This window comes from Microbispora sp. H10830 (assembly GCF_014161375.1).
Classification (GTDB): Bacteria; Actinomycetota; Actinomycetes; order Streptosporangiales; family Streptosporangiaceae; genus Microbispora; species Microbispora catharanthi.
Map to the genome: position 1 here is coordinate 183,857 of NZ_JABBWX010000007.1, position 19,599 is coordinate 203,455.

A 19,599-nucleotide genomic window follows, 5' to 3' on the forward strand; every position below is an offset into this window, starting at 1 on the left:
CGACGTGCTCACCCCGGCGAGCCGACCCCGGCGACGCTCCTCCACCTCAGGCGGGGCGGAAGGCGGCCCTGCCCCGGTCGATCACGACGGTGCCGTCCTCCTTCGCCGTACGGAACAGGGCGGTCACGCCGTCGTCGGACGCCCCGGTGGACACCCAGACGGACACGGTCAGCGGCTCTCCCGGGAAGACCGGTTTGCTGAACCGTCCCGACATGGCCGCGAAGCGGGCCGGGTCGGACCCCGCCACCGCGTGCAGCAGCGCCCGCCCGGTGATCCCGTACGTGCACAACCCGTGCAGGATCGGCCGGGGGAAGCCGGCGCGGGCGGCGAAGACGGGGTCGGAGTGCAGCGGGTTGCGGTCCCCGGACAGGCGGTACAGCAGCGCCTGGTCCGGGCGGGTCTCGTACGTCACCGTGTGGTCCGGTGGCCTGCCGGGCTCGGCCCACTCGTCGCGGGGGCCACGCTCGCCGCCGAAGCCGCCCTCGCCCCGGATGAACACCGAGCTGCGGCTCGTGATCAGCAACTCGCCGCTTTCGGCGTCGGCCGCCCTGGCCTCCGTCGTCACCAGCGCCCCCGAGCCCTTGTCGTAGATGCCGGTCACCGTCGAGGTCGTCCGTACGCGACCGGCGGCCGGCAGCTCGCCGTGCAGCTCGAAGGCCTGCTCGGCGTGCACGAGCATGGCGGGGTCGAAGTCGCCGAGCCGCCGCCCGGTCGGCGCCTGGGCGGCCAGGACCGCGAAGGTCGGCAGCACCCGCTGCCGGATCCCCGCCGAGTTCTCCGTGGTGAAGGCGAGCTCCTCGGTGCCCGCCCCGACGCCCAGCGCGTACAGCAGGGTGTCGGCGGACGTCCACGACCGCTCGTGCGGCGCGCTCTCCACCCCGATCAGACTGTGGTCGAGCGGCATGTCAGTCCTCCCCGTCCGGGATGCGCCCGCTGGTGAGGGCGTTGGGTGCGGCCTTGTCCACCAGGGCGGGGATCACCTCGCCCAGCTCTGCCGGATCCCACCGGGCGTCCTTGTCCACCCCCGGCCCGGCGTGCCAGCCCTCGGCGACGCTGATGTGCCCGCCGCGCACGTTGAAGACCCGGCCCGTGATCCCCCGCGACTGCGCGCTCGCCAGCCACACCACCAGCGGCGCGATGTTGTCCGGCGCCGCCGGGTCGAAACCGCCCTCGGCGGGCCGCCTCCCGCCCGGGATGAGGTTCTCGGTCATGCGGGTGAGCGCGGCGGGGGCGACCGCGTTGACCGTCACGCCGTAACGCGCCAGCTCCTTGGCCGCGATGATCGTCAGCGACGCGATTCCCGCCTTGGCCGCGCCGTAGTTGCCCTGGCCGGCGTTGCCGTAGATGCCGGACGACGACGTGGTGTTGATCACCCGGGCGTCCACCGGCTCCCCGGCCTTGGCCCTGGACCTCCAGTAGGCGGCGGCGTGCCGGAGCGGGGCGAAGGTCCCGCGCAGGTGCACCCGGATGACCGCGTCCCACTCGTCGGCGGTCATGTTGACGAGCATCCGGTCGCGCAGGATGCCCGCGTTGTTGACCAGGACGTGCAGGTCGCCGAAGGTCTCCACGGCCCTCCTGATCATGCGGTGCGCGCCGTCGAAGTCGGAGACGTCCGCGCCGTCGACCACGGCCTCGCCGCCCATGGCCCTGATCTCCTCGACCACTTCGCCCGCGGCGCCGGTGGACGACCCGGTGCCGTCGACCTCGGCGCCCAGGTCGTTGACGACGACCTTGGCGCCCTGGCGCGCGAACTCCAGCGCGTGTCCCCGCCCGATGCCCCGCGCGGCACCGGTGACGATCACGACACGGCCTTCCACGATTCCGCCCATGCCCAGCTCCCTTGACTCGACCTTGACCCGACCGCGTATGAACGTGATTCTAGTAATGGAATCTAGAATTCGGTAGGGAGGAGCCGGTCATGATCCAGCTCGCCGTACGATGACGGCCGTGCCGCGGACCATCGCGGCGGACCCCGGCGAGCGGGAGCGGCTGCGCCACGCCTGGCGGACGCTGTCGGTCGTGAGCATGGCCAGCGTCCTGACCGCGCTCGGCGGCAGCGCGCTCAACGTGGCGCTCCCCCAGGTCGTACGGCAGACGCACGCGAGCGCGGACGCCGCGAGCTGGATCCTGCTCGCCTTCCAGCTCACGACGACCGTGCTCATGGTCGTGTTCGGCCGGCTCGCCGACCTGTTCGGGCGGCGGGCGATGTATCTCGGCGGCCTGGCCACCTACACCGTCGCCAGCCTGCTGGCCGGGCTCGCGCCGGACGCGTGGGTCATCGTGGCGCTGCGGGTGGTGCAGGCGGCGGGCGGGGCCATGCTGCTGACCAACAGCGCCGCCCTGGTGACCGCCGCCTTCCCCAAGTCGCGGCTCGGCGAGGGGATGGGCGTCTACACCGCGTCGTTCTCCATCGCCCAGCTCGCCGGCCCTTCGCTCGGCGGCCTGTTCACGGAGCACCTGGGCTGGCGCTGGGTGTTCTGGTACAACGTGCCCCTCGGCATCGCGTGCCTGGTCTGGGGCGCGGTGGCCCTCCGCCCCGGACCGCCGCAGGGCCGCGACCGGGGGCTCGACCTGTCCGGCAACGCCCTCGTGCTCGCCTGTCTCGGCGGCCTGCTGCTCGCGCTGTCGGAGGTGACCAGGCTCGGCTGGGGACATCCGATGGTGGTGTCCGGGCTCGTCGTGTTCGCGGTGACGCTGCCGCTGTTCGTCGTGCGGGAGCTGCGGGCCCGTCATCCGGTGGTGGACATCCGGATGTTCCGCGATCTCACGTTCGCCCTCGGGACGCTGGCGTCGTTCCTCAACTCGACCGCCCGGGTCGGGGTGGTGCTCCTCGTGTCGCTGTTCTTCCAGGCCGTCCGCGGGGAGGACCCGGTGAGCGCGGCGGTGAAGGTGCTGCCGCTCTCGATCGCGGCGATGGCGGCGTCGGTCGCGTCGGGCTTCCTGCTGCGCCGCCTCGGCCCGCGCACGGTGGCCGTCGCCGCGACCTCGCTGACGACGGCGGGCCTGGCCGTGCTGCTGTGGCTGATCTCCCCCGACGTGTCGTTGGCGGCGCTCACCGCCGCCCTCGTGCTCATCGGCGTCGGCTCGGGCATGTTCCTGCCCTCCAACACCACCGCGATCCTGGACGGGGTGCCGTCGCACCGGCTGGGGATCGTCAACGCCATGCGCCTGATGCTGCAGAACACCGGGGTGGTGGTCGGCACCGCGCTGGTCCTGTCGATCATCACGGTGCCGCTGCCGGCCGGGCTGCACGACGCCGTCTTCGCGGGAACGCTGTCCCACGTCTCGACCACGGCGGTCGAGCAGCTCGTGACCGGCTACCGCTGGGCGCTGGCCTGCATGACCGCCGTCTCCGCGCTTGCCGTGCTCACCGGATTCTCCAGAGGAAGGCTGGCCTTTCAGGGTCGGGAGGAATCCGGGCCTCCCAAGGGGTGGCCCGGCGAAGCCGGGACAAGCCAGAGTGCGAAGCGCTCATGACTGTCTCGTTTTCGCGCTCCGATCAGGGAAGTGGATGGCAAAATGCGGACGTGCGTACGGCGTACAAGGTGCGGGTCTATCCCGCCCCCGAGCAAGCAGCGGTGCTGAACCGCACGTTCGGCTGCGTACGCCTGGTCTGGAACACGGTCCTTGCCTGGCGGCAGGCCCGCTACCGTGCTGAGGGCGTGAAGACCTCCTACGCCCAGACCGACCGGTATCTGACCGAGCTGAAACGCGACGGCGGCCACGACTTCCTGTACGAGGTCTCCAGCGTCCCCCTACAGCAGGCGCTGCGCCATCAGCACACCGCCTTTGCGAACTTCTTTGCCGGACGCGCCAAATACCCGCGGTTCAAGTCCCGCCACGGCCGCCAGTCCGCGACCTACACCCGCTCGGCGTTCCGCTGGCGGGACGGCCGGCTGTACCTGGCGAAGATGGACGCACCGCTGGAGTTCGTGTGGTCCTGGCCCGAACGTGACCCCACCACGATCAGCCCGACCACGGTGACCGTCTCCCGCGACCCCGACGGCCGCTGGTACGCCTCCTTTGCCGTGGAGACCGAAAACGCGACCGAACCCGAGCCAGCGCCCGCCACCGGCAGCCACGCCGGGATCGACCTCGGCGTGAGCGACTTCGCCGTCCTGTCCACCGGGAAGAAGATCCGCAACCCCCGCCACCTGGAGCGCAAGGCCCGCAACCTGGCCCGCTACCAGCGCAGGATGGCCCGCAAACAGCGCGGCAGCAACAACCGGGCCAAGGCCAGGGCGAAGGTCGCCCGCGCCCACACCAAGGTGCGGGACGCCCGCGCCGACTTCCTGCACCGCACCTCCACCCGGCTGGTCCGCGACCACGACCTGATCGTGATCGAAGACCTCAACGTCAAAGGCATGATCCGCAACCGCTCCCTGGCACGGGCGATCTCCGATGCCGGGTGGGGCGAGTTCCGCCGCCAACTGGAGTACAAGACCGCGCGTGCCGGGCGGCGCCTGGTCGTGATCGACCGCTGGTATCCCAGCTCGAAGACGTGCAGCGCGTGCGGGCACCTGCTCACCACGCTGTCGCTTTCCACCCGGCACTGGACGTGCCCGGGATGCGGCACCCGGCACGACCGGGACGTCAACGCCGCCAAGAACATCCTGGCCGCTGGTCGAGCGGTGTCCGCCTGTGGAGCTGACGTGAGTCCGCAAGGGTCCTCCCTTCGGCGGTCGGCGGTGAAACAGGAAGCCCAGCCCGCGAGGGCGGGAATCCCCCGCCCTCAGGCGGGGGAGGAAGCCAACTGCTTCACCAGAAGGCGGGCGGGCTCGTCCGTCAGCTGAGGACGCGGCCGTGGCGGTCGCGGGCCTTCAGCCGCACGGTCGGCATCTCGGGCGCGGGAAGCGGGTTCTGCCCGCCCGGGACGACGCCGAAGCGGCCGCCCCGCATCCAGTCGTCGCGCGCCCGCGCGATCTCCTCGTGCGAACGGCCGACGAAGTTCCACCACATCACCAGGGGCTCCTCGAACGGCGTGCCGCCCAGCACGAACAGCCGGGCCGGACCGGCCGTCTCCATCGGCACCGCCGTACGGCCCTGCCCGAGATAGAGCAGCGAGCCCGGCGCCAGCGCGACCCCGGCCACGTCGGCCGTGCCCGACATGACCAGCACCGCCGTCTCGAAGGCCGGGTCCACCGGCAGTCTGTGCCGCCGGTGCTGTCCAGGCGGCCCCGCGAACAGCACCTCGGCCCCGAGCAGGGGGGTGTGCACGAGGGCGGGCGAGCGCAGCGGCCCGGCCTCGCCCACCACGACCGTCACCGTGACGTCCCCGTCGCGCAGCACGGGCAGCGCGTCATGGTGCTCGAACCGCGCCTCGCCGTGCCGTGCCTCCTCCGGCAGCGCGACCCACAGCTGCAGCCCGTGCATGCCCGGCGGGTGCTCCGGCGGCGACTGCTCGGAATGGGCGATCCCGTGGGCGGCCGTCATCAGGTTGAGCTGCCCGGGCACGATCGCCTGGACGTTGCCGAGGCTGTCGCGGTGCAGGATCTCGCCCTCGGCGAGCCAGGTGACCGTCTGCAGACCGGTGTGCGGATGCGGCGGCACCTGCATGCCCGGCCGGCCGCTCACGTCGTCGGGCCCGAAGTGGTCGACGAAGCACCATGCGCCGACCATCCGGCGCGGGCGCTGCGGGAGCAGCCGGCGCACGGTCGTGTAGCGGCCGAGCGGCACGTCGTGGCCGGGCAGGAGCACGCTCTCCGGCTCCGCCTCGGCCGCGACCGTGCAGCCGTACAGCGCGGGCTCCCCGGGGCTCACTCTGATCCCTCCCCGCCGTCGAGGGAGAACCTGGCCCGCTGATCGGCGGGCACCAGGTCGAGGTAGTCAGGGTGCCGCTCGATGTACCGCCTCACGAACGGGCAGAACGGCAGGACCGACAGCCCGGCGTCCCGGGCGGCGTCGAGCGCCGCCCGGACCAGCGTCGACCCGAGGCCCCGGCCCTCGAAGGCCGGGTCGATCTCGGTGTGGGTGAAGGAGATCCTCGGCCCGTTTCGCCGATAGTCGGCGAAGCCGGCGAGCGCGCCGTCCACGCTGATCTCGAAGCGGCTCGCCTCCGGGTTGTCGGCGACCTGCGGTTCTGACTGCTGCATCGGGATTCCTTCCAGGATTGTCGTCAGGCGGCGATCGTCGCGTGCATCTCCCACACGAGGATCTCGGCGGGCTCCGTCGCGGTGACCTTCTGCCCGCCGGTGGCGGTGAACCGTACGGCGTCGCCGGTCTCCAGAGTGCCCGCACCCTCCAGGGTGACGGTCCCCCGGGGTACGAACAGGTGCAGGAACGGCGCCTCCGGCAGCTCCACGCTCTGGCCCGGCTGGAGACGGGCGGCGTACAGCGCGGCGTACCGGTTCTTGATGCGGATGGCCGCCTCGCCGGCGTGCTTGTCCATGCCGCTGGCGACCGGCACCAGGCCGCCGGCCAGCAGCTCGTTCTCGATCTCCAGCTGCTCGTAGCCGGGGGTGATGCCGGGCTCGTCGGGGACCACCCACATCTGGACGAAGTGCACCGGCTTGTCGTGGGTGTCGCCGCCGGTCAGCCGCCAGGAGTCGTTCTTCTCCGAGTGCAGGATGCCGGTGCCGGCGCTCATGCGCTGGGCCAGGCCCGGATAGATCACGCCGGAGTGGCCCTCGGAGTCCTGGTGGACCAGCGAGCCCTGGAGCACCCAGGTGACGATCTCCATGTCGCGGTGCGGGTGGGTCTCGAAGCCGGTGCCGGGGTGGACGACGTCGTCGTTGTTGACCAGCAGCAGGCCGTGGTGGGTGTTGTCGGGGTCGTAGTGGCCGCCGAACGAGAACGAGTGCTTGGAATCCAGCCAGGAGATGCGGGTGGCGGAACGCTCGGCCGCCCGGTGGATGTCCACACGAGGGGTCAGCCTGGTCGTGGTCATGAGTGCCCTTTCCTCGTCGCCATGTAGATGATGCGTCATCTACTGGTGCCCCTCAACATACATGACGAGTCATTGATTCCGGCTAGCCTGGGGACCATGAACAGCCCTCGGTGGCTCGACCCGGACGAGCAGCGCGCCTGGCGGTCCTACCTGCGCATGCAGGGCCGCCTGACGGCCCGGCTCAACCGGCAGCTGCAGGCGGACTCGGGTCTGTCCCTGGCGGACTACGAGGTCCTCGTGCATCTCACCGACCGGGAGGAAGGGCGGCTGCGGCCGTACGAGCTGCAGCGCGACCTCCAGTGGGAGCAGAGCCGGCTGTCCCACCACCTGACCCGGATGCAGCGCCGGGGGCTCGTCAGGCGGGAGGAGTGCGCGGACGACGGCCGCGGCGCGTACGTCGTGATCACGGACGAGGGCCGCCGGGCCATCACCGCCGCGGCCCCCGGACACGTGGAGACCGTGCGCCGCCTGTTCTTCGACGGCCTCACCCGCGAACAGGTCACCGCGCTCGAACGACTCGCCGCGGACGTGCTCGGCCGCCTCGACTAGCTAGCTGACCAGTCCCTCGGGGAAGACGACGTCGGCCACTCCGGGGACGGTCCTGGCGACCAGCCCGGCGATGCGGGCCGACCGCTCGTCGCCGGGGCCGTACAGTTCGACGACGCCGTCCCGCACGGCCGCGCCGAAGGACGACGTGTCGGCGCAGTCGCGCAGCGCCGCGAGCACGTCGTCGCGGATCCGCTCGTCCCCCTGGGCCAGCAGGCCCATCAGGTCGCGGCGGCTGACGATCCCCACGAGCTCGTCGTCGCACAGGACGGGGACGCTCTTCACCCCCGTCGTGATCATCAGTTCGACCAGGTCCATGGTGTCGGCGCCGTCCCCGACGGTGGCGACGCGCGGCGTCATGACCTCCTCGACGAGCGCGGGCGGCCTGCCGGTGGGCAGGGCTTCGGGGCGCAGGAAGGCCCGGGGGTTGGCCCCGAACTCACCGCGCAGCAGATCCATCTCGCTGACGATGCCGATCACCCGTCCGGCCTCGTCCACCACCGGCGCGGCCGTGATGTCCTGCTCGTACAGCAGGCGGACGGCCTGCTTGATCGTCACCGTGCGCCGGACCGTCACCACCGGCGTCGTCATGATCTCGCGGACCAGCATCGTGACCACCTCCTACGCGGCCGGTGCGAGGGCGAGCGTGCCGCCGGGCGCCGGTGCGACCCGTGCGCCGAACTCCCGGCCGATCCGGTCGAGCGTCGCCCGCAGCCACTCGCGGTCGCCGCCGCAGGCGTGCCGCAGCCGCATCCGTACGGCCCGCATCGGCGCCATCCGCAGCTCCAGCAGCCGCCCCGACGCCGCCTCGGCCGTCGCGAAGTACAGCAGCCGCAGGTCGTCGCGGTACTCCTCGTAACCGGTGATGCCCTCGTAGTCGTCGATGAAGTCCCCGCAGCCGTAGAGGATCAGCCGGTCCCGGTACACCTCGGCCGGGCGGGGATGGTGGGAGGAGTGGCCGTGGACGAGATCGACGCCGCCCTCGACCAGCGCGTGCGCGAACTCGACCTGGTCGTCCTCGACCTCGTAGCCCCAGTTGAAACCCCAATGGAGGGAGACGACCGCGATGTCCCCCGGCCGCTTCGCCTGCCGGACGCGGTGGACCGTCTCCGCCGCGGCGTCGGGGGACGGCCCGGGCAGGAAGGCCACCCCGGGCCGGTCGCGGGCCGCCGCCCATCCGCCGGGGACGCCGCTGGACGGCATCCCGACCGCGAACACCAGGACCCGCCCGCCGCCGGGGAGCGCCACGACCGCGGGCCGCCGCGCCTCGTCCTCGTCCCGTCCCGCGCCCGCCTGGTCGAGTCCCGCCCCCGCCAGCGCGTCCAGCGTCTCGGTCAGCCCGCGTACGCCGAAGTCGAGCACGTGGTTGTTGGCCAGCACGCACACGTCGGGCCGGGCCACGGCCAGGGCGGGGAGATTGGCCGGGTTCATCCGGTAGTGCACTTCCTTGCCCGGCGCGAAGTCGGGGCTGCGGGTGACGCTCGTCTCCAGGTTCAGCACGCGTACGTCGGGGGCGGCCTCGTCCAGCACCTCCAGGGCGTCGCCCCATGGCCAGGAGTAGCCCACCGGCCGCGGGATCGGGCCGTTCGCCTCCTCCGCCAGCTCGACGTACGCGCGGGCGTCCCGGACGCACGACTCCTCAAGCGCGGGATCGCCGGGATGCGGGAGAATCTGGTCGACGCCCCGGCCCAGCATGACGTCGCCGCACAGGAACAGCGTCACCGGGTCGCCCGCCGCAGATCGCATCTCACCCCTCCTCGGTGAGTACCGCACAGCGGGCGCCGCCCGGACAGCGGGGGAAGTCCTTGTGGTGGGCCAGCCACAGGCGGACGAGGGCGGCTTCGAGGTCGCGCACGTCCAGCCCCGCCTCGCCGGCGATCTCCCGCAGCCGATCGAGGGGGTGGTGTCCCGCGCCGAACAGCCCGGCGTGCCGCCCGGCTTCCAATGCCCGGTCGTCCGGCGGCGGGTCCACCCCCGGCCAGACGCCGCGCAGTTCGCGCAGGAACAGCGCGACCGTCACCGGGCCCCAGCCGGGCAGCGCGCCGAGCGCGGCGCGGGTCTCGTCCAGGCCGTCCCCGCGCAGCGCGCCCACCTCGCCGCCCACCGACTCGGCGAGGCGGAGCAGCCGGGTGGCCGTGCGGTAGTCGTAGCGGGCGTAGCCGCCGCGGTCGAGGATCTCGACCAGTTCCTCCCACGTGCGGCCTTCGACGTCGGAGATCCCGCGCACCCCCGCCTCGGCCATCGCCCGGTAGGTCCGTACGGCGATCGCGGCGGAGATCCGGGCGCCGAACAGCGTCGCCGCGAGCAGCCACCGCTCGACCTCGCGATCACCCCGGTCGACGTCGATGCCCATCTCGCGGGAGAACCGCCCGCCCAGGGTCTCGATAAGACGGCACGCGCGGTCCGGCAGGCGGGTCAGGTCCCTGCCCGCCGCCGTACGGCCGCGCGTCCTGGACGTCACACTCCCATCCTCCCCCCTGGCCGTCCGCCGCCGGCGGGCGGTGTCAGGCGCCAGACAGCAGGTCGTCCATGCCCTCGTCCCGGTGGAGGCGGCCGATCGCCTCGGCCAGCAGCGGGGCGACCGGGCACACCGCCAGCGACGGCAGGGCCGCCTCGTCCTGCGGCAGGGTGTCGGTGACGACCAGGCCCCGGATCAGGCCCCGGATCTCCGCACGGCGCAGCCGCTCCCACGCGTCCCCGGCGAACAGGCCGTGCGTCGCGGCGACGGCGAACGGCGGCACCGCTCCCTGTGCGAGCAGGGCCTCGACGGCCGCCTCGATCGTCGCGCCCGTGCTGATCATGTCGTCGACGACCAGCGCGGGGCGGCCGGCGACGTCGCCGAAGACCTGCTCGGCCCGCACGTCCGCCCCGGTCAGCCGGGTCTTGCGGACCAGCGCGACGGGCCGTGCCAGCAGGCGGGCGTAGTGGCGGGCGAGTTTGACCGCGCCGAGGTCGGGCGCGACCACCACCGCCTCCTCCGGCAGCCCGCGGCCGGCGGCGCGGGCGAGGGCGGGCACGGCCGTCAGCGTCTCCACCGGCATCGGGCACACCGCCTCCAGCGCGGCCGTGTGCGGGTCGACCGCGATCAGTCGCTCGACCCCGGCCGAGGCGAGCGCGGCCACCACCACCCGCAGCCCGATCGCCTCTCCCTCGCGGCGGCGCCGGTCCTGCCGGGCGTACCCCACGTAGGACACGACCGCCGTCAGCCGGGCCGCGCCTCCCCGCCGGCAGGCGTCGGCGAGCAGCAGCGCCTCCATGACGTGCTCGTCGACGGGCGGCCCGGTGGGCTGGACGAGGTAGACGTCCGCGCCCCGGACACCGGTGACGACCGGCCGCGACTCGCCGTCCGGGAACCGCTCGACCACCGGGACGGACGGCTCCTGGTCCAGCGCGGCCGCGACGGCGGCGGCGAGCGGGCGGTTGGCCGTCCCCGCCACGATCCGCAACGTCATGGCTGCTCCCCCCTCAGAACGGCCACTCCGTGACCGTCCCCCGCAGGCCCGGAGGCATGCGCGGCCCGTGCGGGTAAACCCCGGCGATCCGGCACCGGCCCCCGTCCAAGTAGGAATCAAGACGCTTGCAACCGGCCGAGGACACTGTGAGGCGAATGGACAGCAGACTGAGGAGAAGTGCCGGGCTCCCATCGTCCGTCAGACGGCCGCCCTCGGGGGGCACCGCGCACGCGACGTCGGCTCCCCTCCTCAAGGTTCCCCCTCCGACGACGATGTCGGAGCACGACTCACATCGGGTTCCCGCAACGGCGGCGTCATGGGCGGAGACCCGGCAGGCGGGACCGATCACCGGGCCGGCCCAACCGGTGACCATCAGGCTTCTCGGGCCGCTCGACGTCGTCTTCGGCGACACCGCGAGATACGTATCGGGACTGCGCAGGAAGACCGCCCTGGCCGCGCTCGCCCTGCGGGTGGGAAAGGTGGTCAGCTACGACAGGCTGATCGACGTCGTCTGGGGCGGCCGATCACCCGTCACGGCCGTGAACACGTTGCAGAGCCACATCTCCTACCTGCGCCGGCTCTTCGGGGTACGCGAGTCGATCGTCACGCGGCCGGCCGGATACTGCCTGGTCCAGGGCGACGTCACCACCGACGTGGAGATCGCCGAGCAGCTCATCGACGAGGCGAGACGGTCGGCCGACCCCCGATTACGGGCGGCCAAGCTCAGGGAGGCCCTCTCGTTGTGGCGCGGTCAGCCGCTGGACGACCTCAGCGCTCACCCCTGGCTGGACGAGCAGGCCGAGCGGCTGGAACAGGTACGCATGATCGCGTTCACCGTCTTCGTGGAGGCCCGGCTCGACTTGGGCGAGCACGCCGCGCTCATCCCGGAGCTGGAGGACCTCACCCGCCAGCACCCCTTCTACGAGGACCTGCACCGGCAGCTGTCACTCGCGCTGTACCGGACGGGCCGCCAAGCCGACGCGCTGTCCGTCCTGCACCGGCTCAGGGGCAGGCTCAGAAGGGAGCTGGGTGTCTCCCCCGGGAGGCCGTTGCAGGCGCTGGAGGAGGCGATCCTCAATCACGACGCCTCCCTCGACCCGCCCGTCGCCCGCCTGGCGATCCGGCCCGGGGCCGACGCGCCCGACCTGCCCGGCTCCGCCGGGGTGAGCCAGGCGGGACCGGTCGTTCCGGCGCAGCTGCCGCCCAGAGGGGGCAGGATCGTCGGCCGCGTGGCCGAGCTGGAACACCTCGACCGGGTGCTGGAGCGGCAACAGGGCACCGAGACCGGCTCGGCCGCCATCCTGGCGGTGTCCGGGGCGCCGGGAGTGGGGAAGACGGCACTGGCCGTCCACTGGGCGCAGCGGGTGGCCGGGCGATTCCCCGACGGCCAGCTCTACGCCGACCTCCGGGGGTTCGACCCGAGCGGATCGGTCCTGGACCCGGCGGACGCCCTGTACGGGTTCCTCAACGCTCTCGCCGTGCCGCCGGGCGGCATCCCCGCCGGCGTCGAGGCCCGGGCGGGCCTGTATCGCAGCCTCCTGGCCGGCAAACGGATCCTCGTGGTGCTCGACAACGCCAGGGACGCCGCGCACGTCCGCCCGCTCCTGCCCGGCTCGCCCGAGTGCGCGGCCGTAGTGACCAGCCGGACGCAGTTGACGCCACTGGTCGTCACCGAAGGGGCGCGACAGCTGACCCTCGGCCCGCTGCCGCCCGCCGAAGCGTATTCCCTGCTGGCGAGCCGCCTGGGCGAGGACAGGGTGAAGGCGGAGCACGACGCGGCCGAGGAGATCGTCGAGCAGTGTGGCGGGCTGCCGCTGGCGCTGGCCATCGTGGCGGCGCAGGCCGAGACGTATCCGGTGCGCCCTCTCACGAGACTGGCCGCCGACATGCTGGGGGGCTGGGCGCCCCTGGACGTCCTGACGGGCGGCGATCCCACCACCGACCTGCGCACCGTCTTCTCCTGGTCGTATCGGTCCCTCGGCGAGCACGCGGCGGGACTGTTCCGCCGGCTCGGATGCCGCACGGAGGGCGACGTCACCGCGCGGGCCGCCGCCGAGCTGGCCGGCCTGCCCGTGCACCGGGTCCGTCCGCTGCTCGACCAGCTCACCGCCTCGCACCTGCTCACGCGGTATCCGCGCGACCGGTACGTGCTGCCCGGACTGCTCCGGGCGTACGCGGCCGAGCTCTGGCGTCAGCACGAGAAGGAGACGTGCGGGCACCTGGGGTAGGCGCCTGCCCGTCCTGTCCGCGCCCCGGGGGCGTCCGAGGACGTGACGGTCATCGGACGCCCCTCGGCGCCGTGAACCTGCCCAGCACGTGGACCGCCCCCAGGGCCCTGTTGACCTCGCGTATCGTCCGCGTGCCTCCGACAGCCCCGTCGCGCAACGCCCGCAGCCCTTCGGACGCGGTCATCCGCCCGGCCTGCTGCCGGCCCGACGACCACGCGTCCGACAGAGCGCGCCGCCAGCCCTTCCCGTTGCGGTGCGCGATGACCAGCTCGGGCCGGAACCGCACCGGGGTGCCGCGCTCTTTCAGGGAGCGGGCGAGGCTGTTGTCCCCGCCCGTGCCTTCCTGGGAGAAACCGCCCACCTCATGGAAGACCTCGGTCAGGACCGCGCTGTTGCCACCGGCGAAGAAGCCGACCGGGGCGTCGCGTTCCAGCCGTGCGTACCGGGCGTCGTATCGGGCCTGGCGCGCGCGGGACAGCAGGCCGAAGTCGAAGCAGAGCACCCGCCCGGTGATCGCCGGGCTGCCGTCGTCCACCGTCGCGGCCTGGATGAGCCAGTCGCCGCGCGGTGCGGCGTCGTCGTCCAGGAAGGCGAGCACGTCACCCGTCGCCAGTTCGACGCCGAGCCGGCGGCTGGCGCCCGCCCCCATCCGGTCCCGGCTGCGCAGGATCTCGACGGGCAGGGGCGAAGACCTGGCGACCGCGGTGGCGTGCCCGGTGACCGAGGCGTCGTCCACCACTATGACCTGGTGCAGCTTCGCCCGGGAGTCCGAGCCGTCGAGGCGGCGCGCGCACTCTGTCAGCGCGTCGAGACATCGCCGCAGGTCGCGAGCTCTGTCGCGGGTGGGAATGACTACTGAGATCCGAACCACTGCTCTCTCCATCCAGTAGCGAGGCCCGCCCACCGCTCCACCTCTCCGCTCGGCAGATAGGTGCGGCGGATGTGCAGCGGGCGGTGCTCCCAGGAGGCCGGCGGGGACTTGACCGTTCCGAAGGCCAGGAGGCCGGCGGGGACCGGAGGTCGCTCGGGGATGAGCCCGTAGGGGTAGGCGAACGTCCGCACCGGCTCGCCCGTCCGCTCTCGGACCCGGCGCAGCGACGCCGTGACCTCCTCGGCGGCCTCGTTTCCGCCGAGCTCCGGCAGCTTGGGGTGACGAACGGTGTGCGCCGACAGCACATGTCCGAGCGCCGCGAACCGCTCCGCCTCCTCCCACGTCAGGAAGCTCCTGCGGGGTGGCAACGCGGCCCGATCCGACTCGCTCAGCCGGTCGGCGGCGTCCAACTCTCCGGTGACGCAGAAGAGCAGCGCCTTGACGCCGAACTCCGCGAGCAGCGGAGCCGCCACCTGCAGGTTGTCCCGGTAGCCGTCGTCGAAGGTGAACAGCACACTCGGATGGTCGGGCGGACGGAATCCCGGCCCGACCGCGGCCGGGTCCAGCGCCGGGCCGACCGTGCCGAGCACCGTGTCGAGGCCCCTGCGGAACTGGTCGGGGGAGAGCGCGGTGTAGTGATCGACGAGGGCGTTGACGTGGTGGAAGTACAGCACCAGCGGCCAACCGGGGGCGGAGCCGAGCGCGGGGTCGGCGAGGTCGGCGATCAGGGGAGCCCCCATCCGAGTTCGGCCAGCACGGACGCCGGCACCTCCACCCCGTGCGCGTCGGCCTCGGCGGCGTGGTCCTCCTCGGGCTGGTCGGGGAACCATGGGCGGGCCGGCCGGGTGGCGTGACCGTCCAGCACGGCGGCGCGCAGCCGGTCGACGAAGCCGTCCAGCGCCTCCGGCTCGCCCGCCGGACCCAGATGCCGGGCGGACAGCCCGATGAAGAGCTGCGAGCAGCCCATCACCTGCTCCGGGTGCTTGCGCTGCTTGCCGACGTCCGGGCTCACCCGGCGGCCCGCGACCGCACCGGCCAGGATCTCCGCCAGGAGGGTGACGCACAGCCCCTTGTAGCCGCCGAACAGGGGAATCGAGCCGCCGCGGTCGAGGTCGCCCGGGTCGGTCGTGGGCGCGCCGGACGCGTCCTGCAGCCAGCCCGGCGGCACCGGCACTCCCCTGTTCAAGGCGTCTCTGATCTTTCCGGCGGCGACGACACCGGTCGCCAGGTCGACGCAGAACGGCTCTCCTCCCTCAGCGGAGGGAGTGACCAGGCAGATCGCGTTGCTGCCCAGGGTGGGCCTGCCGGCGCCGGGAGCGGCGATGGAGGGGCCGGAGGTGTTGAGCAGGAAGCCCACCACCTGGTGCCGCTGGAACGCGTGCCGATAGGCGGCGAGCATTCCGACGTGGTTGTTGTCGTGCACGGCGACCGCCGCCAGCCCGTGCTCCGCCGCCTTGGCCGCGCACCAGTCGGCCGCCAGCCGGGCCGCGGGCTGGCCGAGGCCGCCCCCCGCGTCGACGGTCGCGACGGCGGGGCCGGCCTCGGTGAGACGGGGCCGGGCCGCGGCCCGGATCCCGCCCTCCTCGATCCGCCTGAGGTAGGTGGGCAGCAGGGCGACGCCGTGTGAACGGTGCCCTCGGCGTTCGGCGTCGACCAGGACGCTGCTCGCGGCCTCGGCGGCCGGCGCCTCGACACCGGCCTCGAGCAGGGCGGCCAGAGTGCGGCGACGCAGTTCGGCCAGCGGGACGCGGACCCCCGCGGGTGGGCGGGCGGGCGGCGACTCGACGAACTGCCCGCCGTCGAGCCGCAGGGACCGGTATCGGCCGGGCACGCTCAGTCCCGCCCATTCGTGTCCGGCGAGTACCAGAACGCTGAACGGGTCGTCGTCCGGCGGCAGGTCGGCCACGGTGACGCTGCCGGGCCCGTCTCCGGCGTCCAGCACCGTGGTGCCCCGGCCGGCCCGCAGGCGCCCGAGGCGTCCGCTGCGGACGGGCCCGACCCTGACCGTTCCGTACGTGGGGGGCATCCGGCCGTCCAACAGGGCCGTGAGGCTGCTGCGGGCCTCGCCGTCCAACCCGGACAGCAGAACCTTCTCGCCCTCGCGGATCCTCAGGTCGGCGCCGCGCAGCAGGACCCGTTCGGCGCCCGGCGGGCCGACGGAGAGCACGACGTCCCGTAGTTCGAGCACGAGCGGCAGGTGGGAGGCCGCGGACGCGAGGCCGGTCGTCGTGGGCGGCGTCATGCCGGCCCCCCGGCACGGAGAGCGGCCTGCTCGAGCCGCGCGAGGGTGGAGCGCACCAGGTGCTCCACGGTCTCCCTGGCGAAGTGGTCCCGGCTGAACTTGACGGCGAAGGCGAACCGCTCGCCGACCTGGTCGGCCTCCAGCATCAGCACGTACGGTTCCGTCTGGCGGGGCGAACGGCGGCCGCCGGCCGACACCGTGGAAGGCGGGAGCCAGTCCGCCTCACGGGCGTTGATCTCGCTCATCCGGCTGCGGAAGTTCAGCCGGATGCCGCTGGACGGCAGGTCCGCGAGGGCGGTGTGCCCGGCGAACCGCAGCGCGTCGAACCCGAAGCGGTCCTTCGGCACCCGGTCGAACACGGCCGCGGCCCGCTCCAGCCAGTCACCCGGGCCGGCGGTCACCACGACGGGATAGCTGGCCTGGAAGTATCCGATTCCGGCGGTGATGTCCGGTCCGCCGGGCAGCTTGTCCCGCCCGTGGTGGTAGGTGTCCACGCTCACCCCGGGCAGGCCGAACCGCTCCGTGATCGCGTCCGCGGCGGCGGTCAGCACCAACGCCTCGAAGGTCAGATCACTGCGCACGGCCAGCCGCTGGACCGCGGCCGTGTGCGCGACGTCCAGTTCGGCGCTCGCGACGTCCATGCTGGTCAGCAGGCCGGGCCCGGTCGCCTCGACCGGCACCGGACGGACCCGCGTCCAGTCCTGGCCGGCCCACGCCGCCGCGTCCCGGCCGGCCTGTGCGGAGGTCAGCCAGGCGGACAGCGCCGGCGCCCGGTCCCGTGGCGCGCCGGGAGCGGCCGGGAGGTCCGCGCCGACGAGGAGGGCCTCCAGGTCGTCCGCGATGAGCTCGACGGAGAAACCGTCGAGCGTCAGGTGGTGGAGCGCGACCTGGAGCAGCCGCTGGGCCGGCAGCCAGCGCGCGGCCAGCACCCGCCCTTCGGCGAGCCGGTGCGCCCGCCAGCCGTCCCGCAGCACGCCGGGCACCTCGTCGTCGGGCACGTCGGCCTTGACGAACAGCCCGTCCGGCGCGGCGGGGAGCACCTCTGCGCGCGGCGCGCCCTCGCCCTCGAGCACATAGCGGGTGCGCAGAGCCTCGTGCCTGCCGGCCAGGGCGAGGACGGCGGCCTCCACGTCCCCGGTGTCCACAGGCCGGCCGTCGGGCGTGCGCCCCGGCACGTCGAAGATCCAGCCGAGGGAGAAGTGGTCGGGATCGGTGAATCCGTTGGCGATCCAGCGGTGCTGGGTGGGGAGCAGCGGCACCGTGCCGGTCCTTCCCCCGCCGGCCGTGCCCTCCGATCCCATCGGGTCCGTGGCCTCGCGGAGCGCTTCGAGCCGGGACAGGATGCCGCTGAACGTGCGCCCGCGAAGGATGTCGGCCGGTGTCGCGGCGACACGGGCCTGGCGGAGCCTGCTCAGCATCCGTACGGCCAGCAGGGAGTCGCCTCCCACGGCGAAGAAGTCCGTGTCCGGTCCGGCCGGGGCCGCGCCCAGGGCCGCCTGCCACGCCTCGCCGAGCAGGTCGGCGGTCGAGGCGGGCGGCGTGTGGTCAGGTGTGGTCATGCCGTGCTGCTCGCTTCCTTCGAGTCGGTGCCGGGCGCCGCGGTGGCCGCGGCCGGTTCGGTCGTCGTGCCCGTCTCGGCCGGTTCCTCGGCTCCGTGGGCCAGCCAGGCGCTCGCCAGGCAGCCCACCCCCAGAACCGCCGCCAGGACGAACCAGGCGATACCGGGCGCCTGCGTGATCAGGACGATGACGAGCACCGGGCCGATCGCCTGGTGCGCGGAGAAGCTGATGGAGAACAGGGAGAGATAACGACCCCGCAGGTGCTCCGGAGCGAGGTTGACGGAGACCGTCCACTCGCCGACCGCGCCGTACAACTCGGCCGCGGTATGGGCCAGCACGCCGACCACCAGGAGGACCACGACGACCGACAACGCGTCCCCTGCCAGGGACGCCGCCCAATAGGCGATCGCGGCGAGCGCGAAGGCCGCCGCGGCCCGGGCGTAAACCGGCGGCGTCTGGCCGACCCGGGAGATCCCCTTGGTCAGCCGGACCTGCAGGAGCACGACGAGCGCCGTGTTCATCGCGAACAGCACTCCCACCAGCCCCGGCGAGGCGGCGGTGTGCTGGTCGATCCAGAGCGGCACGCCCACGTTCAGGGCCGTCACGTGCGTCATGACCAGCGTGTTCAGCACGGCCAGCGCGACGTACCTGCGGTCGGCGAGCACCTCGCGGAACCCGCCACGCGGGCTCGCCTTCCCGCCCCCGCCCCCGCCCGTGCCCGCGCCGGCGGCGGCGGCGGCGCGGGCGGCCGCCGGGCGCGTCACGTGGATGCCGATGACCAGCGCGGCGGCCACGAGGAACGACACCGCGTCCCCGGCCAGCACCATCGTGTAGCCGGTGTGGGCCTTCAGTGCGACCAGCGCCGCGCTGGTCAGCCCGCCGAGGCCGAAGCCGATGTTGCGCACCGACCTCTGGAAGGCCATCAGCGGCACACGCTGCTCCGGGGTGACCATCGCGGCCACGAGCGCCTGTTTGGCGGGCCGCGCGCTGTGCTCGGCGATCTCGGCGACGACCGCGACCACCATGAAGGAGACCCAGTCGCGGATCGCGAGGTAGCCGAAGTAGCCGGTCGCCGCGGTCAGGAAGCAGGCGATGACCACGGTCTTGGGGCCGAGACGATCGATGAGCGCGCCGGCCGCGGGCGCACACACCGTTCCCACCAGGGCCGCGACCCCGAGCCCGACGCCCACCGACGCCGCGGGCAACTGGACCACGGCGGTCAGATAGAGGACGGTGACCGGGATGCGCATGCCCGTGCCGACCGCGTCGATGACCGCCACCCAGGCCCAGCGCCGGGCGCCGGGGACGTCGGGGAGCCCTATCCAGTTGCGCGCGAGGCGGCGGAGGACATCCGGGGCGCTCACGACCCGGGCTTTCGCGACTCGACCGGGCTGAGGAACTCCAGCCGGTTCTCGTGGCAGTCCTTCACATAGAAACGCCGGTGGCCGGGGAAGTTGTCGTCCCAGGTGACCTCGACCCCCCGGTCGGCCAGCGACGCGGCGAGGGCGTCGAGATCCGCGACAAGGATGCCGGGGTGGGCCTTACGCGCCGGGCGGAAGTCCTCCTCGACCCCCAGGTGGATCTCGAGGTTGTCGGCGCGGACCCACAGGCCGCCACGGGCGGCGAGCACAGGGGGCTTCTGGATCTCGGTCATGCCGAGCACGTCCACGTAGAAACGACGGCAGACCTCCTCCTCCCCCGGCGGCAGAGCGAGCTGCACGTGGTGAAGCCCGAGGCCGAAGGCGGAGGTGGCGGTCGTGGTCTCGTACGGCTGGGGCTGCGGGCGGTCGCTCATGTCGGAAATGCCTTTCGTGC

Annotated in this window: 19 protein-coding genes; 4 read left to right on the forward strand and 15 right to left on the reverse strand. The window is 73.2% G+C overall.

Features of this window, described 5'->3' with window-relative positions; all coding sequences use genetic code 11:
- Positions 1-46: 46 nt before the first annotated feature.
- Together HHX35_RS19690 and HHX35_RS19695 are read right to left on the reverse strand one after the other, a co-directional pair.
- Positions 47-904, reverse strand: coding sequence for a MaoC/PaaZ C-terminal domain-containing protein (locus HHX35_RS19690; RefSeq protein WP_182900221.1), 858 nt, complete (start codon positions 902-904; stop codon positions 47-49).
- Position 905: 1 nt separating this feature from the next.
- Positions 906-1,829 carry an SDR family oxidoreductase gene (locus HHX35_RS19695; RefSeq protein WP_182900222.1) on the reverse strand — a complete coding sequence of 308 codons (924 nt, stop codon included), beginning with the start codon at positions 1,827-1,829 and terminating at the stop codon, positions 906-908.
- A gap of 118 nt (positions 1,830-1,947) precedes the next feature.
- On the opposite strand from HHX35_RS19695, the gene HHX35_RS19700 reads away from it, so the two are divergent.
- Both HHX35_RS19700 and HHX35_RS19705 read left to right on the forward strand, forming a co-directional pair.
- Positions 1,948-3,477 (forward strand): MFS transporter, encoded by a 1,530-nt coding sequence (locus tag HHX35_RS19700; RefSeq protein WP_310739180.1) that lies wholly within the window; start codon positions 1,948-1,950, stop codon positions 3,475-3,477.
- A 50-nt stretch (positions 3,478-3,527) separates the two neighbouring features.
- The gene (locus HHX35_RS19705; RefSeq protein ID WP_182900224.1) at positions 3,528-4,793 is read left to right on the forward strand and encodes an RNA-guided endonuclease TnpB family protein; all 1,266 of its coding nucleotides are present in this window, start codon (positions 3,528-3,530) and stop codon (positions 4,791-4,793) included.
- Here HHX35_RS19705 and HHX35_RS19710 read toward each other — a convergent pair.
- From HHX35_RS19710 to HHX35_RS19720, 3 genes are read right to left on the reverse strand one after another with little or no spacing between them, the layout of a single operon-like run.
- Entirely contained in the window at positions 4,786-5,760 is a 975-nt protein-coding gene (locus tag HHX35_RS19710; RefSeq protein WP_220505633.1) for a pirin family protein, read from the reverse strand. The genes HHX35_RS19705 and HHX35_RS19710 overlap by 8 nt on opposite strands.
- Entirely contained in the window at positions 5,757-6,092 is a 336-nt protein-coding gene (locus tag HHX35_RS19715; RefSeq protein ID WP_182900225.1) for a GNAT family N-acetyltransferase, read from the reverse strand. The genes HHX35_RS19710 and HHX35_RS19715 overlap by 4 nt, the downstream gene beginning before the upstream one ends.
- 23 nt (positions 6,093-6,115) lie before the next feature.
- Complete coding sequence (locus HHX35_RS19720; protein ID WP_182900226.1) at positions 6,116-6,886, reverse strand: pirin-like bicupin family protein; 771 nt, start codon at positions 6,884-6,886, stop codon at positions 6,116-6,118.
- Positions 6,887-6,982: 96 nt separating this feature from the next.
- Here HHX35_RS19720 and HHX35_RS19725 point away from each other — a divergent pair, with 96 nt between their 5' ends.
- Positions 6,983-7,435, forward strand: coding sequence for a MarR family winged helix-turn-helix transcriptional regulator (locus tag HHX35_RS19725; RefSeq protein ID WP_182900227.1), 453 nt, complete (start codon positions 6,983-6,985; stop codon positions 7,433-7,435).
- On the opposite strand, the gene HHX35_RS19730 is transcribed toward HHX35_RS19725, so the two are convergent.
- Genes HHX35_RS19730 through HHX35_RS19745 form a run of 4 tightly spaced genes read right to left on the reverse strand, consistent with a single transcriptional unit; the run spans position 7,436 to position 10,884 of the window.
- Complete coding sequence (locus HHX35_RS19730) at positions 7,436-8,041, reverse strand: CBS domain-containing protein (protein ID WP_182900228.1); 606 nt, start codon at positions 8,039-8,041, stop codon at positions 7,436-7,438.
- Positions 8,042-8,053: 12 nt separating this feature from the next.
- The gene (locus HHX35_RS19735) at positions 8,054-9,178 is read right to left on the reverse strand and encodes a CapA family protein (RefSeq protein ID WP_182900229.1); all 1,125 of its coding nucleotides are present in this window, start codon (positions 9,176-9,178) and stop codon (positions 8,054-8,056) included.
- A gap of 1 nt (position 9,179) precedes the next feature.
- Positions 9,180-9,893: a hypothetical protein gene (locus tag HHX35_RS19740; RefSeq protein ID WP_182900230.1), complete on the reverse strand. Its 714-nt coding sequence runs from the start codon at positions 9,891-9,893 to the stop codon at positions 9,180-9,182.
- A 43-nt stretch (positions 9,894-9,936) separates the two neighbouring features.
- Complete coding sequence (locus tag HHX35_RS19745; RefSeq protein WP_182900231.1) at positions 9,937-10,884, reverse strand: ribose-phosphate pyrophosphokinase; 948 nt, start codon at positions 10,882-10,884, stop codon at positions 9,937-9,939.
- Positions 10,885-11,249: 365 nt separating this feature from the next.
- On the opposite strand from HHX35_RS19745, the gene HHX35_RS19750 reads away from it, so the two are divergent.
- Entirely contained in the window at positions 11,250-13,112 is a 1,863-nt protein-coding gene (locus HHX35_RS19750) for an AfsR/SARP family transcriptional regulator (RefSeq protein WP_182900232.1), read from the forward strand.
- A gap of 49 nt (positions 13,113-13,161) precedes the next feature.
- Here HHX35_RS19750 and HHX35_RS19755 read toward each other — a convergent pair whose 3' ends face one another.
- Genes HHX35_RS19755 through HHX35_RS19780 form a run of 6 tightly spaced genes read right to left on the reverse strand, consistent with a single transcriptional unit; the run spans position 13,162 to position 19,579 of the window.
- Positions 13,162-13,983 carry a glycosyltransferase family 2 protein gene (locus tag HHX35_RS19755; RefSeq protein ID WP_182900233.1) on the reverse strand — a complete coding sequence of 274 codons (822 nt, stop codon included), beginning with the start codon at positions 13,981-13,983 and terminating at the stop codon, positions 13,162-13,164.
- Positions 13,965-14,723: a polysaccharide deacetylase family protein gene (locus tag HHX35_RS19760; protein WP_182900234.1), complete on the reverse strand. Its 759-nt coding sequence runs from the start codon at positions 14,721-14,723 to the stop codon at positions 13,965-13,967. Before HHX35_RS19760 ends, HHX35_RS19755 begins: the two co-directional genes overlap by 19 nt.
- A complete protein-coding gene (locus HHX35_RS19765) occupies positions 14,708-16,225 on the reverse strand; it encodes an Ldh family oxidoreductase (RefSeq protein WP_182900235.1) in 1,518 nt (505 codons plus the stop codon). The genes HHX35_RS19760 and HHX35_RS19765 overlap by 16 nt, the downstream gene beginning before the upstream one ends.
- A complete protein-coding gene (locus tag HHX35_RS19770; protein WP_182900236.1) occupies positions 16,222-17,784 on the reverse strand; it encodes a condensation domain-containing protein in 1,563 nt (520 codons plus the stop codon). Before HHX35_RS19770 ends, HHX35_RS19765 begins: the two co-directional genes overlap by 4 nt.
- Positions 17,781-19,148 (reverse strand): MFS transporter, encoded by a 1,368-nt coding sequence (locus tag HHX35_RS19775; RefSeq protein WP_182900237.1) that lies wholly within the window; start codon positions 19,146-19,148, stop codon positions 17,781-17,783. The genes HHX35_RS19770 and HHX35_RS19775 overlap by 4 nt, the downstream gene beginning before the upstream one ends.
- Positions 19,145-19,579: a VOC family protein gene (locus HHX35_RS19780; protein ID WP_139576709.1), complete on the reverse strand. Its 435-nt coding sequence runs from the start codon at positions 19,577-19,579 to the stop codon at positions 19,145-19,147. The genes HHX35_RS19775 and HHX35_RS19780 overlap by 4 nt, the downstream gene beginning before the upstream one ends.
- Between the last annotated feature and the right edge of the window lie 20 nt (positions 19,580-19,599).

What these genes read in the sequence shown, in the direction of transcription:
- HHX35_RS19725 (WP_182900227.1), top strand. Translation starts at nt 6,983, where the DNA reads ATGAACAGCCCTCGGTGGCTCGACCCGGACGAGCAGCGCGCCTGGCGG.
- HHX35_RS19745 (WP_182900231.1), bottom strand. Translation starts at nt 10,884, where the DNA reads ATGACGTTGCGGATCGTGGCGGGGACGGCCAACCGCCCGCTCGCCGCC.
- HHX35_RS19730 (WP_182900228.1), bottom strand. Translation starts at nt 8,041, where the DNA reads ATGCTGGTCCGCGAGATCATGACGACGCCGGTGGTGACGGTCCGGCGC.
- HHX35_RS19720 (WP_182900226.1), bottom strand. Translation starts at nt 6,886, where the DNA reads ATGACCACGACCAGGCTGACCCCTCGTGTGGACATCCACCGGGCGGCC.
- HHX35_RS19695 (WP_182900222.1), bottom strand. Translation starts at nt 1,829, where the DNA reads ATGGGCGGAATCGTGGAAGGCCGTGTCGTGATCGTCACCGGTGCCGCG.
- HHX35_RS19760 (WP_182900234.1), bottom strand. Translation starts at nt 14,723, where the DNA reads ATGGGGGCTCCCCTGATCGCCGACCTCGCCGACCCCGCGCTCGGCTCC.
- HHX35_RS19765 (WP_182900235.1), bottom strand. Translation starts at nt 16,225, where the DNA reads ATGACGCCGCCCACGACGACCGGCCTCGCGTCCGCGGCCTCCCACCTG.
- HHX35_RS19690 (WP_182900221.1), bottom strand. Translation starts at nt 904, where the DNA reads ATGCCGCTCGACCACAGTCTGATCGGGGTGGAGAGCGCGCCGCACGAG.
- HHX35_RS19735 (WP_182900229.1), bottom strand. Translation starts at nt 9,178, where the DNA reads ATGCGATCTGCGGCGGGCGACCCGGTGACGCTGTTCCTGTGCGGCGAC.
- HHX35_RS19770 (WP_182900236.1), bottom strand. Translation starts at nt 17,784, where the DNA reads ATGACCACACCTGACCACACGCCGCCCGCCTCGACCGCCGACCTGCTC.
- HHX35_RS19715 (WP_182900225.1), bottom strand. Translation starts at nt 6,092, where the DNA reads ATGCAGCAGTCAGAACCGCAGGTCGCCGACAACCCGGAGGCGAGCCGC.
- HHX35_RS19780 (WP_139576709.1), bottom strand. Translation starts at nt 19,579, where the DNA reads ATGAGCGACCGCCCGCAGCCCCAGCCGTACGAGACCACGACCGCCACC.